Source organism: Arenibacterium halophilum, assembly GCF_005938225.1.
GTDB lineage: Bacteria > Pseudomonadota > Alphaproteobacteria > Rhodobacterales > Rhodobacteraceae > Arenibacterium > Arenibacterium halophilum.
In genome coordinates, this window is sequence record NZ_VCPC01000002.1 from 1,357,072 (window position 1) to 1,371,051 (window position 13,980).

General features: G+C 58.2%; 16 protein-coding genes. 9 read left to right on the forward strand and 7 right to left on the reverse strand.

Going from position 1 to position 13,980, the window contains the following annotated elements:
- Positions 1-19 precede the first annotated feature (19 nt).
- The 3 genes from FGK64_RS13190 to FGK64_RS13200 all read right to left on the reverse strand — a co-directional run bounded on the left by FGK64_RS13190 (position 20) and on the right by FGK64_RS13200 (position 3,335).
- A complete protein-coding gene (locus FGK64_RS13190) occupies positions 20-1,600 on the reverse strand; it encodes a TRAP transporter large permease (protein ID WP_171054066.1) in 1,581 nt (526 codons plus the stop codon).
- Positions 1,597-2,172: a TRAP transporter small permease subunit gene (locus FGK64_RS13195; RefSeq protein ID WP_138864229.1), complete on the reverse strand. Its 576-nt coding sequence runs from the start codon at positions 2,170-2,172 to the stop codon at positions 1,597-1,599. Before FGK64_RS13195 ends, FGK64_RS13190 begins: the two co-directional genes overlap by 4 nt.
- Positions 2,173-2,237: 65 nt before the next feature.
- Positions 2,238-3,335 (reverse strand): TRAP transporter substrate-binding protein, encoded by a 1,098-nt coding sequence (locus FGK64_RS13200; protein ID WP_171054067.1) that lies wholly within the window; start codon positions 3,333-3,335, stop codon positions 2,238-2,240.
- 226 nt (positions 3,336-3,561) lie between these two features.
- On the opposite strand from FGK64_RS13200, the gene FGK64_RS13205 reads away from it, so the two are divergent.
- Positions 3,562-4,335: a class II aldolase/adducin family protein gene (locus FGK64_RS13205; RefSeq protein WP_138864231.1), complete on the forward strand. Its 774-nt coding sequence runs from the start codon at positions 3,562-3,564 to the stop codon at positions 4,333-4,335.
- A 49-nt stretch (positions 4,336-4,384) separates the two neighbouring features.
- Here the strand turns inward: FGK64_RS13205 and FGK64_RS13210 are convergent, their stop codons facing one another.
- Entirely contained in the window at positions 4,385-5,323 is a 939-nt protein-coding gene (locus FGK64_RS13210; protein WP_171054068.1) for a ketopantoate reductase family protein, read from the reverse strand.
- Between the two features lie 380 nt (positions 5,324-5,703).
- Between FGK64_RS13210 and FGK64_RS13215 the strand changes: the two genes are divergently transcribed.
- Entirely contained in the window at positions 5,704-6,036 is a 333-nt protein-coding gene (locus FGK64_RS13215; RefSeq protein WP_138864233.1) for a hypothetical protein, read from the forward strand.
- Positions 6,037-6,296: 260 nt separating this feature from the next.
- Here FGK64_RS13215 and FGK64_RS13220 read toward each other — a convergent pair whose 3' ends face one another.
- Entirely contained in the window at positions 6,297-7,121 is an 825-nt protein-coding gene (locus FGK64_RS13220; protein WP_138864234.1) for a hypothetical protein, read from the reverse strand.
- A 1,449-nt stretch (positions 7,122-8,570) separates the two neighbouring features.
- Between FGK64_RS13220 and FGK64_RS13225 the strand changes: the two genes are divergently transcribed.
- The 5 genes from FGK64_RS13225 to FGK64_RS13240 all read left to right on the forward strand — a co-directional run bounded on the left by FGK64_RS13225 (position 8,571) and on the right by FGK64_RS13240 (position 11,056).
- Complete coding sequence (locus FGK64_RS13225; protein ID WP_138864327.1) at positions 8,571-8,777, forward strand: cold-shock protein; 207 nt, start codon at positions 8,571-8,573, stop codon at positions 8,775-8,777.
- Positions 8,774-9,013, forward strand: a complete 240-nt coding sequence (locus tag FGK64_RS13230; RefSeq protein WP_138864235.1) for a hypothetical protein — start codon at positions 8,774-8,776, stop codon at positions 9,011-9,013. Before FGK64_RS13225 ends, FGK64_RS13230 begins: the two co-directional genes overlap by 4 nt.
- A gap of 103 nt (positions 9,014-9,116) precedes the next feature.
- A complete protein-coding gene (locus FGK64_RS22180; RefSeq protein ID WP_171054069.1) occupies positions 9,117-9,281 on the forward strand; it encodes a hypothetical protein in 165 nt (54 codons plus the stop codon).
- Positions 9,282-9,484: 203 nt separating this feature from the next.
- Complete coding sequence (locus FGK64_RS13235) at positions 9,485-9,736, forward strand: DUF982 domain-containing protein (protein WP_138864236.1); 252 nt, start codon at positions 9,485-9,487, stop codon at positions 9,734-9,736.
- Positions 9,737-9,841: 105 nt separating this feature from the next.
- Entirely contained in the window at positions 9,842-11,056 is a 1,215-nt protein-coding gene (locus tag FGK64_RS13240) for a GAF domain-containing sensor histidine kinase (RefSeq protein ID WP_138864237.1), read from the forward strand.
- A 1-nt stretch (position 11,057) separates the two neighbouring features.
- Here the strand turns inward: FGK64_RS13240 and FGK64_RS13245 are convergent, their stop codons facing one another.
- A complete protein-coding gene (locus tag FGK64_RS13245) occupies positions 11,058-11,420 on the reverse strand; it encodes a response regulator (protein ID WP_138864238.1) in 363 nt (120 codons plus the stop codon).
- Positions 11,421-12,129: 709 nt separating this feature from the next.
- Here FGK64_RS13245 and FGK64_RS13250 point away from each other — a divergent pair.
- Both FGK64_RS13250 and FGK64_RS13255 read left to right on the forward strand, forming a co-directional pair.
- Positions 12,130-12,963, forward strand: a complete 834-nt coding sequence (locus FGK64_RS13250) for a transglutaminase-like domain-containing protein (RefSeq protein ID WP_171054078.1) — start codon at positions 12,130-12,132, stop codon at positions 12,961-12,963.
- Positions 12,964-13,061: 98 nt separating this feature from the next.
- Entirely contained in the window at positions 13,062-13,526 is a 465-nt protein-coding gene (locus tag FGK64_RS13255; protein WP_138864239.1) for a hypothetical protein, read from the forward strand.
- 221 nt (positions 13,527-13,747) lie between these two features.
- On the opposite strand, the gene FGK64_RS13260 is transcribed toward FGK64_RS13255, so the two are convergent.
- Positions 13,748-13,980: winged helix-turn-helix domain-containing protein (locus tag FGK64_RS13260; protein ID WP_171054070.1), on the reverse strand; the 233-nt coding region annotated here is incomplete at its 5' end.

Consider the following 13,980-nt stretch of genomic DNA (forward strand, 5'->3'; position numbering starts at 1 on the left):
TCCTATTGTCGGGACAAGGTCATTTCGAAAAGAGGTAGTCCGGCAGCCATGTTGCCAGCGCCGGGAAAATCGCGATCAACGCCAGTCCGACCAACTGCAAGGCGATGAAAGGCATCACACCGCGATAGATGTCGAAGGTCCGCACACTCGCCGGAGCGGCCCCGCGCAGGAAGAACAGCGCAAATCCGAACGGCGGTGTCAGGAACGAGGTTTGCAGGTTCACCGCAATCATCACACCCAGCCAGACAGGGTCTGCCCCCATCAGGATCAGCACAGGCCCCACGATTGGCACGAGGATGAAGATGATCTCGAGGAAATCGAGGAAGAACCCCATCACGAACATCAGCAGCATCACGAAGACCATCGCCCCGAACAGGCCACCGGGCAACGCATCCAGCATGTGGTGAACGGTTTCTTCGCCGCCCAACCCCCGGAACACGAGCGAGAACAGGCTGGCCCCGACCAGCACGGCAAAGATCATCGCCGTTATCAGGCCGGTCTGTTCCACCACCGGGGTCAGCTGGCGGGTCTGGAACAGCGCCCAGCACGCGGCAACGACAGAGGCCAGCACGACAGCCACCAATCCCATCGCGACCCACAGCATGGCCTGTTCGGTCGGGCTGAAATTGTCGCGCTGGATCAAAAGGTCAAAAAAGCCGTTGATGACGATCAGCGCGACGGAGGCGACGATGCCAGCCCAGAACAGCGGCGCCAGCCTTGGCACGGCCCGCCGCGCGGCCAGGATCACGGCGCCGACGGCGCCCACGCCCGCAGCTTCGGTTGGTGTGGCGATCCCTGTTAGGATTGACCCCAGAACGGCGACGATCAGGATGCCCGGCGGCAATAGACCGTTCAGCAACAGGGCCAACCTTTCACGCTTGCTCATCGCCTGCTCGCCCGGTTCGGGCAGCGGCACGGGCGCGCGTTCGGGTTTGAGCCATGCAATCGCGATGATGTAGATCGCGTAAAGCCCGACAAGCAGCAGCCCCGGGATCAGCGACCCGGCGAAAAGATCACCGACACCAACGGATTTGCCCGCAAAATTCCCGGCCTTCAGGTTCGCTTGCTGGTTTGCGTAGGTCAGCACGTCGCCCAGAAAAACCAGCACGATCGACGGCGGAATGACTTGCCCCAATGTGCCGCTGGCGCAGATCGTGCCCGTGGCAAGCCGCGGGTCATAGCCGGCCTTCAACATCACCGGCAGGGCAATCAGGCCCATAGTCACGACCGTCGCGCCCACGATGCCGGTCGAGGCGGCCATAAGCATCCCGACCAAAACTACCGACAGCGCCAAACCGCCGCGCATACCCCGGAACAGCTTGGCCATCGAGGTCAGGAGATCTGCGGCGATCTGAGAGCGCTCCAGCACGAGCCCCATGAAAATGAACATTGGCGCCGCGATCAGCACCTCGCTCGACATGGTTCCAAAGATGCGCTGCGGCAGGAAACTCAGCTGGCGGAGCTGAAATTCACCCATCCACGCGCCAATCACCGCAAAGATCAGCGCAACCCCCGCCAACGTGAAGGCCACGGGAAAGCCGAACAGGATCAGCACAAAGATGGCAAGGAACAGGAACAGTTCCAGATATTCGGCGATCATTGCTTCACCTGCTCGGCATTCGGAGTATTTTTGCCCTGATCCGGCCCTGCCAGCGGCGCCGGATCAAACCCGAGGATCAGCACCCTCAGGTTGCGCAGCAGGAACGACAGCCCCTGAATCGCCAGAACCACGACGAACACGAGGATGAAGGTCTTCAGGACATAGAGGTAATCAAGACCGGCGATTTCGTTCGAGGTTTCGCGCAGCTTCCAAGAACGGCTGACATATCCGATCGAGCGATCCGTAATCACGTAAAGCAAAGGCGCCAGAAACAGGACGCTGCCAACCACGTTTACAGCTGCCTGTTTTCGAGCCGACATGCGCCCGTAGAAAACGTCGATCCTGACATGCTGATCGGTCAGAAGCGCCCAACCGGCCACGCTCGTCATCACGATGCCGAAGGCATACACAACGGTTTCGTAGGCCGCGATGATCGACAACCCGAAGACATACCGCAGCAGCACGTTTACGAATGTCATCAACACCATGAACAGCGTCAGCCACGAAAAGGCACGCCCGATGACAACGGTCACCGCATCAAGAAACGCGATGGGCAAGTCGAGATACCGCAAGGCCGATCCCCCTCCAGAATGCGCGCGGCACCAAAGAAGTGCCGCGCAGTTGGATTGCTTCAGGATCAGGCGCCGATGTCGAAGGCGATCTTGCGCGCCCGGTACATCGGATAATCGACCAACGCCGAATAGCGCAGCGCGGTATCGCGGTAGTCTTTCCAGCTGGCATAGATTTCGCGGGCGTAATCGTCTGTGTCGCCCAGTTCCGCGATGACTTCGGCAGATGTCTTTGCCAGTGCTTCCAGCACGTCATCCGGATAGAGGCGCACATCAACGTCGTGTTCGTTGCGCAGCGTGTCCATCGCCTTGGCGTTGTAATACGGCCATTCGCCGATATTGATCGAGTTCGCCGATTGCACCGCATGACGCATGATCAGCCGCTCGTGATCGGTGAAGCTGTCCCAGACATCGGCGTTGATGCCGATTTCGCCCGCGCTGTTCACTTCCTGCCAACCCGGCGCATAATAGTATTTGGTGTATTGGTGGAAGCCGTTGGCGCTGTCCAGCCACGCGCAGCACAGCTCGGTCGCGTCGATGGCGCCCGACTGCAACGAGGTAAAGATTTCCTGCGGCGGGATCATCACCGCGCTTGCACCGACACGGCGCATCACCTCGCCCGCGATGCCCGAGCTGCGCATTTTGATACCCTTGAAATCTTCCAGGCTATTGATTTCCTGGTTGAACCAACCGGCCATCTGGGTCCCGGTATGGCCGCAGGTCATCGCCTTCAGGTTGAACAATTCACGATACGGCTTTTCCTGCAGCTCTTCGCCGCCGCCGAAATACATCCAGGCGCAATGTTCGTTCGCGTTCAGGCCAAACGGGACCAGGCCGAAGAACGTTGCCGGCTGCCATTTGCCTGCCAGAAACATCGGCGACGCGTGGTAGCAATCTGCCGTACCCTGCCCCACCGCATCGAACACCTCGAACGCGCCAACAAGCTCTCCGGCCGCATTCACCTTGATGGTGATTGATCCGTCCGTCAGCTCTTCCACGAATTTGGAAAAGTTATAGGCGATGGACGCCAACCCCGGAAAGTTGTGTGGCCAGGCCATCACCATCGACAACTCGCGACGGTTCTGGGCGATCGCAGGCGCAGCCAGGGCCAGCGAACCCGCTCCGATTGCACCCGACTTAAAGAACTGGCGTCGATTAAAGCTCATGTTTTCCTCCCTGTGCGGCCACGCCGCTGATGTGATGCCGCGTTGGCATGCCTTTTGCGCGCGCTGGCAAAGTCCATCCCATCTTTTGCCAAACAAACGCCTGTTCATGTTATTCAGAATATGTAAACTCGCAACAGAAATTTGCGCCTGCATAGAGGTTGACAGCCGATAAACGCCACGTATGGCGCGGCCCGTCAGCGCGGCGCGCTATGTGAAGGGGAGCCACATGCAAAAGACCGACACGACGCAAAGCCCGAAGCCGGAAGGCATGTCAGACGAAGAGTGGCAGGTGCGAATCGATCTGGCCGCCGCCTACCGGCTGATCGCGCATTTCGGGATGGACGACCTGATCTACAACCACATCTCGGCCCGCGTGCCGGGACCGGAAGAACACTTTCTGCTGAACCCGTTCGGGCTCCTTTACGAAGAGATCACGGCGTCTTCGCTGATCAAGGTCGATCTGGACGGCAACAAGATCGACGACACCGAGGACAATATCAACCCGGCCGGGTATGTGATTCATTCCTGCGTGCATCGCGAAAGGCCGGATCTGACCTGTATCATCCACACCCACAGCACGGCAGGGGTCGGCGTGTCAGCCCAGGCCGAAGGCCTGCTTCCGCTCAGCCAAACCAGCCTGCTGTATTGGGATCTGATCGGATATCATGAATTCGAAGGGCTTGCGCTGAACCTTGATGAACAGAAACGGCTTCTGGCCGATCTTGGGCCGGAAAGACACATGCTGATCCTGCGAAATCATGGGCTTCTGGCCTGCGGCCGTTCGATCCCCGAGGCGTTCATCATGATGTTCTATCTGGAACAGGCCTGTCGAATCCAGATCGCGGCGCAGGCCGGAGGCGCAGTTCACCTTCCCGACAAGGAGGTTCAGAAACTCGCCCATAAACAGGCGATGACCGGCCTCGGTGCCGCCCTGGGCAGCCGCGAGTTTGCCGCGCTCAAGCGGCGGCTGGATCGGACGGGCGCCGACTACGCGACATGATCCCGTGCCGAACACGCCCCCGGGTCGCGTTGTCAGATGCAGCGCGGCCCTAGACGCCCAGGACCGCGCGGCCATCTGCCATCGGCTTCAGCAAAGCATATGCCAAGTCATGTATCGGAACCGGCACAGAATGCTGCCGCGCCGCGCGAACCAGCCAGCCGATCGTCGCCTCAAGTTCCGTCGGGCGTCCCTGCTCAAGATCATCCAGCATCGAAGCCCGCGTACGCCGGTCGGCCTGCGTCAACGTGAACGCCATATGCCTCTCGACCAGATCAGGGGGAAGCGCCACACCGCGCGCTTTTGCAACAGCAACCACTTCGGCCATGGCGGCCCGGTAAACACCCTGAGTCTCGGCGCAATCTATCCAGTGCCCCAATGGCGCGCGGGTCAAAGCACTTACGCTGTGAAACGGCGCCAGCATCACGAACTTCGACCAAATCGCGGGCAACGGTTCATCCATATACGACACGTCTAAACCGGCCACCTGCATCAGTTCGGCCAGCGCCGCCCCCTGCCCGTTTTCCGCATCTGGCGTGTACGGTCCGAAAACTGTGCGCGTCACGCGGCCCGTGTGCCGGATACGCCCCGGTGCCAATACAGTGGCAGGAACATAGGTTATCCCGCTCAGCACCCGGTCTGCGCCCACCACCTTCTCCATGATCTCCAGCCCGGCAAACCCGTTCTGTAGGCTCAACAACCGCGTACTGTCGCTCAGCATCGGCTTCACATGGGCGAGCGCCCCGGCCGTATCCTGCCCCTTGACCGCAACGATCAGAATATCCACAGCGCCCAGATCAGCAGCCTTGTCCGACACCGCGTTTGGCCTGACGCATATCTGCCCCTGATCACTTTCCAGCAGAAGGCCGTTGCGACGCACCGCATCCAACGTCGCATTCCGAGCCAGCACCTGCACGTCGGCGCCAGCCCGAACAAGATGCGCGGTGTAGAACCCGCCGATCGCGCCCGCCCCAAGAATTCCTACCCGCATCGTCAGCGCCCCCCTGTTTTGCCTGCGCCCTACCATCGCCGCTTGGCCAGTGCCTTCATCAGCCACCGATTCAATACCCGAGGCGATTCCCAAATCAGCCAAACGATTGTTTGAAATCTGCACTCTCGGCGTGGAAAGAACAACCTTTGCAAACCGCCCCCGTCCCTAAGCCTGGCGGCGGGCTCCGTAATTGTCCTCTCAGCGCGCGCGGCACCAAAGTTTGCGCATATGACACAGTGGCGTGCCTTCTGATACGAAACAGGACTTCTGATTGCCGGCAGCTGTATCGGTGACTACTGGACAAACCCGTTCACACTTTCGTTTCGAAAAACCATTTCGGGGCGACATTTGGACGGACCAACAATCCAGAGGACTCATTCTTGAGAAAGTATCTTTCGGCAATCATTCTTTCCGGCGCCGTAGCGTTGACAGGATGCGCCAAGCCGCCGTCGAAAATTGCGCCAGTTGCAGTTGCCAGCAGTGAATACGCGGGAAAATCCTGCAAACACCTTCTTGCCCAACTTAACAATACGAATACCGAGTTGTCTGCGCTCGAACAGAAGCAACGCGACAAGGTTGCAGGTGATGCCATCGTCGTGTTCCTGATCCTTGTCCCGCCATCTTCGATGGCCGGCGATCATGAGGCAGAGATCGCCCTGAAAAAGGGCGAGGCCATCGCCATCAAGCGGGCAATGGAAAACCGCGGATGCTAAAGGCGAGCGCAGGCCAAGCCAAAGTTTCAGCGGCCACCCGGGCCAACGCCTGAACGATTGGGCCGACGTGTCGCCGTCGGTCCTTTTCCTCTCCAAGGCGAACAGCCGACGCCCTTTGATGTCACACGGAACCGGAGATCATCCACAAAGACAGAACCGGCTATCCACCAAAGGCCGTGGATGCTCGCGCCGCAATGGGCCCCGAGTCTAGTCTGCGAAAGCCGGAAGGGCAGGATGAAGTCGGATGAGAACTGCACGCTTCATCTGTTGGGCCAGCCGATCATGAAAAGTCTGCAAGCCCTTTTTGATTGGTCACTGCTCAGCCAACCCTCCGCCAGTCTCCAATCGCGGAAAAAGATCCAGTCAAGTTCGTTGCGCCGCAAGAACTGCAGGCTCTTTACGGCCCGCTCCGGCGTCATCGGCGCACCTAAGCGTGCATTCGGGCCATACTGTCTCCGGGCCGCTTCAATAGCATCATCATATTGTTGAATGTGGGCGTTGACCTCAGAACCCGTGAGTCTCACCCAGTGGTCAATCTCTGCGCGCATGACCGGTGACATGTCTTCAACCGCGTGCCTTACAGCGCTGACAAAACGGGGGTCAGAGGGTACATCCATACCCCACGCGCGCGGTTGGTTTCGCCAGAGGACGAGTTCTGCGCGATCAGTCCGGTGTCCCTCACCTGTGATGAGACCAAGGGCGATCAGGACCGACAACACCTCTCCATCGGCGCGCCCGGGCCTCATGCCGTAGGCAGGCAAAATGTTCGGCGGAGCCGGATTCGGCGATGTCATACCCTGCCACGGTGTCCGAGGCGGTGGACCCGTTCCATCTGGCAGCCGGTAAATGAGCTTGTTCTGCTGTTCGGCCAGCCACAGAACCGCAATGCACAGGTCGTTCCATCGAGGGAAGTGTTCCGGGCATTTTGGCATTTCCCGGCGACTGGCGCCGCCTTCAACCTCTGTCGCCACCCCGAGCGCCACCAGAACCCCGCATCCAATCTGGTAGGCCGTCGTATACAGGTGTTCCCAGCCATGATTCACGCGCGGCAGATTCCCGGAAAGAAAGGAAATCGCCGGTGCCACCTAGTTCGTTTCAGGGGCATTCATCTTCGGGACACGTCTTTGCCGTGATGTCGTTGCACAGACGCTTACGTGCCTAACAGCCGCAAAGCAGACAGCAAATATTCTGCTTTTCCGCGAAAATATCAGGGCTCAGTGCCAGCACAGATCACATTCCCTTGCTCGGCGCAGCTGCTTTCCGACTGCACCCTGACTTGCCCGCCAGACGACGAGAATGTCAAAAGACAGTGCCAAGTTGGGTGACAACGCAGAACTCGGCGTCGCCTCAGCTGTTTGAACTATTGGCTACATCTTCTCACGGACAGGTGCGGAACAGAGAATAAAGCCTGCGTCATTTTTTATGCAGGTCGAGGCGAACCCGCTAAACCATTGGTACCCAAGGCCGGACTCGAACCGGCACGCCCGAAGGCGGGGGATTTTGAATTCAGTCGAACCCTTTTACGTTCGACCGCTTGTCGCCAAATGACTCACAGAGACAAAACACGAACAAATAGGGACGGTGTGAGCCATCGGATTTTGCATTTCGGTGGGCCGCTCCCAAGCGTCCGGAATGGGCGGAAAGCGGACTTGCGGCAACGCAGCAGGTCGTTCCACGACATCCCAGACATGACCCATAGGGCCCGACCGCGAACGACGTTCGAAGTGTCGAAAACTACTCGGTAGCCGAACTTAACTTGGCGTCCGAAGTCACGCGATACGGAAAACTGGCGCACCCGAGAGGATTCGAACCTCTGGCCGCTGCCTTCGGAGGGCTATCTCGCACCGATATTTCGTTAAAAACAAGGCGTTTTCGAAAAGGGTTAAGACCACCTTAAACAGCCCGAAACAACCTGAAACACTTAATCTTAAGTGCTTCGTTCCCACGTCCCCCATGCATATCTTCGAGCGGCCCGCGCCTGGGCGTCCTCACATGTACCCGAAAAATGTCATTCGACCCTACAGCCCTCAGGGCCGCCCCATCGACGGCACCGTTTTTATGTCGATAGTGCTCAAAATTTTGGGGAAGCATTCTTATAGCCCAAGCCGCGCGGAGACCGCCGATGCCTAACCTGTCTTAGCAGACTGGTCCCCGAACGGCATAGGCGGAGAGCTGCTGTTAACTGCATCTCGAGCTTACGGCAGCAGAGAGCAGGAAGCGGTCGTGGCTCGGGTCACAACGCGCCCCCTGCCCCCCGTGCGCCCCGTGCTTCCGCACCCATTCGCGTACTTTGGACCAAAGTGGAACTAACGGGTTCTCTGAGGCTTCCCGATCATTTAACAAATCTTCAGTGAAAGGCCGATATTGAAAGCTGGACCTTGAAGATCCGGCAGCTACGCACCATTTAGACAATGCTGACGTTTCTTCTATTCGTTTTTCCGCCGCCAGTGGCTTGGTTTCGGTTGATCGGCTTGGATCGACTATGCCGGGCTGCCGCGATCTTGCGGGCAGCGTTTATCAAGGAGAACACGGATATGGCCAATGGCACCGTGAAATGGTTCAACAGCACCAAAGGCTTCGGCTTCATTCAGCCTGAAAGTGGAAGCAAGGATATCTTCCTGCACATTTCTGCTGTCGAACGCGCTGGGATCAGCCGGATCGAAGACGGTCAAGCTGTTACTTTCGACATCGAGAGCGGTCGTGACGGTCGCGAAGCCGCCAGCAACTTGGCGCTCGCATGAAGACGGAGCTGGAAGACCTTATAAAAGGTGTTCCGGCTCAGGACGGAAACGGTGGGCGGCTCAAGGTTCCCAGCGTTTCCGCTTCGGCGGCAAAAGCCGCTGAGCCGGTGACTGCGCTTGACAAAACGACCGCAAGCGCCAAGCGCTTGGTGGATGATGAGGCTCTGGCCCGATCTGAGAAGACGGCGCGCCTGAGGTCTGCCCGCGAAAAGCGCGAAATGGGAGGCGGCGACTGACACCCCGCCCCTATTATGCCACGTTCCATGTTTCTGCCTGCGCGAAATTCACCCAATGAATTTGCGCAGCGCATGATATCCAAAATAGTATGAGGAGACGGCAATGGGCTACTCCCAGCCGAAGAAGCAGCTCGATCTTAAGGAATTTTTGAGTAAGCCTGCAGTGAAACTGCCCTATAATCGCAAGTTTGGCTTGATGAAACCGCAAGCGGCACCGGCCAAACCCACCGCAACGCCGGCAATCAAACCGGACGACGCAACAAGCTGAGCGATTAGATACCTTTGCCTCCGGTTCCCGGAGCAACGAAAGAGGGTCGGTTCCGAGCATGCGGAGCCGACAGTGTCCCCGATACGGGACAAGCGCGACTATCATCGCGCCGAACAGGCGATCTCGTCCATTTTCGATGAGTGCTGCGGACTGTCCTGCCGGGCAGGCTGCGCCAAGATCGCGCCACCAGATAAGGAAATATAATGGTTGAAATACAATGGGGTGCCCCAATCACCCTGTACCCGACGCATAATGGTGTCGCCGAACGCTTCAGCACAATCGAAAAGGCGCGTCACTGGCTCCGCCGCAACTGGCCCATCGTAGACGATACGCGTCAGGCCGCCTTGGAAAAGATTGAGTCCGCCATAGACTGCATGAGTCCGGTGAAAGATGCACGCAGCGCCTTCGTGGCTGCGGCCTTGTCTGCCGGGTTCGTACCCGACTGCGCGTCCTGATGCGCGCAAGTCAAACTGGCAAGACAGACTGGACGGACTATTGCCCATAGGAATTCGACAACAGGTCAAGTAGTTTGCGCTGAAACAACTCTACCGGACAGGCGCATGTTATCCGAAAACGATCCCATTTTAGAAAGTGTCCGGCAAGTCGAAGTTGTCTCGGATATCACCATGATCCTCGAGGCCTGCGGCACTGCGACCGGCATGGGTTTTGTTGCTGTCGCCCGCGTGACCGAGGATCGCTGGATGACCTGCGCGTCCCACGACCAGGTGAACTTCGGCTTGACGCCCGGTGACGAACTTGATGTCGCATCGACCATCTGCTGCGAAGTACGGGCTGGCCGCAATATCATCACGATTCCGGATGTGGAAAACAGTAATATCTACCGCGACCATCCAACGCCGCGGCGATATGGGTTCCAGAGTTACATCTCAGTTCCGATTATCCGGTCTGATGACAGTATCTGGGGAACTCTCTGTGCCCTTGATCCCGCCCCGCGCGAGATCGACGCGGAGGCAGAACAGCTCTTCACGATCTTTGCCCGGCTTATTGCCCGCGAGCTCGACCGCCAAGACGAGATAACAATGGGTCGGCAAGAGATTTCGGCGGGGCGCGCCAGCCTTCAGACGGAACGCGATACCGCGCGGCTGCGTGAAGAGTTCATCGCCATCGTCGGGCACGACCTGCGCAATCCGATTGCCGCGGTCACATCCGGCTTGCGCATGCTTGAAAAGCCCAATCGGTCGCCGGAGCACAGGGCGATGCTGGTGCTCGAGATGCAGCGCGCACTGACGCGTGCCAGCCAGATCATAACCAACCTGATGGATTTCGCCCGTGGCCGCCTTGGCGCCGGAATCGAGGTGAATGCGCCCGCACCGATCAATCTTGCTCCGATTTTCCGCGACGTGATCGGCGAAATCGAGCAGGTTGCCAGTCAGCCTGTACATTCCTCAATCGATCTGCCGCGTGCGCTAGTCGCCGATCCGCAGCGGCTTGGGCAGCTTTTGTCAAACCTTCTGGGCAATGCCGTTGCCCATGGTGACCCCAATCAACCGATCATCGTCGACATTTCCGAACGCGACGATGAGTTGGTCGCCAGCGTAACGAACCAAGGCACGCCGATCCCGCCGGACGTGCAGGCATCATTGTTTCAGCCGTTCTCTCGAAATGAAAACAAGCAGAAAAGTCTTCGAGGCCTTGGGCTGGGCCTTTACATCGCCTCGCAGATTGCCTTGGCGCACCGCGGACAGATCGATGTCTCATCGTCGGAGGAGGCAGGTACAACTTTCACCCTGCGTATGCCTGCAAACCCAGCCTGAGTTACGACACCCGAACAAGCGCCGCAACGATGTCCTCGGCGGCAATCGGTTTTGCGAGAAAGGAACTACGTCGCGGTATTGCAAGAAGTGTGGATTGCATGCCGCCCGACATGATGATGATACAGCAACTGTCAGACCTCTGCCGTACTTCCGCCGCAAGTGCGAGACCATTCATCTTGCCTGGCATGTCGATATCGGTGACAAGCACGTCAACCATCCCGCGGCCGTCCATCACCTGCAGCGCCGATGCCGCATTTCCCGCTTCCAGAACGTTGTATCCGAGGTCCGCAAGACCGAGCGCCAGATCCATGCGAATAATCGGCTCGTCTTCAACAACGAGGATCGTCAAGGTTTCGTCGGTCATGCGGATACTCCAATGCTACAGATGAACTGCAACGCAGCCCGCACTCGAACGCTCTACGATACAAGTGCTCAACGGCCAACTATCACATCCGTTCCTGTCTTTTTTATGTTGGGGTTCATCGTCCGGTGAACCTGGCTGAACAGGTCGGACAAGCCATCACGTCATTCACGCGCCCCATGAGAGATTTTCCGACTCGAACCTTTGGCGGCGGCATGGCGACACGGCCCCCAAAGAATAGACTGCGCGCGCGGATGAGATGATTGGTTGCGCAGGGCGACCTGACAAAGCCTATCGTGACAGCCGACGCAGTTGTAATCGAGGCAAAACACCCTATATGAAGTTCAAGCTTGACGTGCATTTTCGAAATTTCGTCAGTCTAAAGAGACAACCTAAAGAGACAACTGCCCCGCGTTTTTTGGTCATTCGCTGACCGAAAGCCGAAGCTCTAACTTTGCTGCGCGTTTGACCGAAACGCGGCCTGACAGACTACCGTTTCCGGTCGGAATGGACTGCCCATTCAAGCGAAGCGGTCTTATCCTCAGCCACCATCCGAGTGCATGTGGAAGCACTTGGAGGCAAAGATTTGCGGCAGGTCTGACCTTCTTCGCCTTTTATCAAACAATCGCAACGCCCTCTTTCGAGGTGACTGAAAGGAACGTCCGTGAACAAGGACTCCGGCCCCTCGTCGATGCCAGACCGCAAACTGGCACTGCGCATGAATATCGGCTGCCGTATCAGCCACACCCTGATCCAGCCGACCCCATTGATCGCGCTGCTGAATGTGCATTACTCGCGGTTCGGAGACCTTGAACGTGCGGATTACCTTGTTACCCACCCCAGCGTTCCGCTCGAAAGCTATCGTGATGGGTTCGGCAACTGGTGTACGCGCATGGTTGCCCCTGCCGGCGAATTCACTCTGATGACCGACGGGATCTTCCGCGATACTGGAGATCCCGATCCCTATTTTCCCGACACGCCACAACATGCCGCCGAGGATTTGCCCTTTGACACGCTCGTCTACCTGTTGGGTAGTCGCTATTGCGAAACCGACCAGTTGTCGGAGCGTGCATGGGAGCTTTTCGGAAAGACTGACCAGGGCTGGCCGCGGGTTCAGGCAATCTGCGACTACGTCCATAACAATATAACCTTCGACTACATGAAGGCGGACGCAACCCGTACCGCGGCGCAGACATTGGCTGGAGGCTTCGGAGTCTGCCGTGATTTTACCCATCTTGGGATCGCCCTGTGTCGCTGCATGAACATCCCGGCCCGGTACTGTACTGGCTACGTGAGCGAAATCGGCGAACCACTGCCCCATGCCGAAGACGATTTCGCCGCATGGATGGAGGTCTACCTGGGTGGCCAATGGTGGGTCTTCGACCCGCGAAATAACAAAAGGCGCACGGGACGCATCCTCGTGGCGCGAGGCAGAGACGCCGCAGACGTGCCGTTGACGCAGATTTTTGGGCCGGGGACCCTGTCCGGATTCGAAGTGTGGATCCAGGAAGTTAAGGGCAAAAGGTCCGACTTAATCAACACCTGACCGCCAGCTCCAGAGACCAAAAGGCTCGCACTGATCTTTTGATCATGGAGCGCATGGTGGCTGGCCGGTTTCATTCAACACTTTCAAGGAATATTCAAATGAACCTTCACATCGATACGACGACACTTCCGCGCATGTCTGGCGCGTGTCTGTCTGCCAACCTTTCCACATCTGTTGAGGCTTTCCGCAGCCGACCTGCCCCCTTCATGCTAAAGAACGAAACAGCCAAGCCTCTCGGCGACACGCAGCGATCAAACCTCGCAGGATGCGGCGTTAGTAAGGTTTTGCCCCTAAACAAAAGTGCTGGCGCTGAAGGCCAGCTTTCGGACGTGGAACCGACCGGGATCTTTGTCGAGCGAATGTTGGCCGATCCGATGATCCGCCTCGTCATGCTGGCGGATGGTGTATCGGAACACGAGATCAGAACCCTGTACAGGATGCGCCTCCCGACGAAGGTACATGGGCGCGACCGAACTTATACATCGGTATTGTCCGTGCAGGAGGGTGCCATCCCCGAATCCGGTCCGCGCCCGGGCAGCCCTCGTCCGGGTATCGGAGAATGAGCGTTGCAGGCGAACATCTAACCCAAATGGCGGCCAATGCGCAGCTTTCGGCGCAAGGATGTGTTTGCGGGATGACCGCCGTCGTTGACCTATTCGCTTGTTAGCGTTGAACTCGTCGGGTGGAAATCGTCTTTCACGAACCCAACGCCTAAGGCAGCTTCGTCTCGTATAGAAAGAGGCAAAGGCCGTATAGGCCTGCAAGCCCGTTGTGAACTGGCGTCCTACCCCACCCCCACCTCAAACCGATACCCCTCGCCCCAAACGGTGACGATCGCCCCTGCCCCGGCCGGCATCTTTCTGCGGATATTGTAGACGAAGACGCTGATCGTCTCCCGCTTCGGCAGCCCGTCGCCGGGGATGGCGTTGACGTAGCAGGCGCTATGCAGCCGCTCGACCGAGACGGTAGCGCCGGCCGCATCCATCAAGGCCCTGGCGACCCGGCTCTCCGACTTTG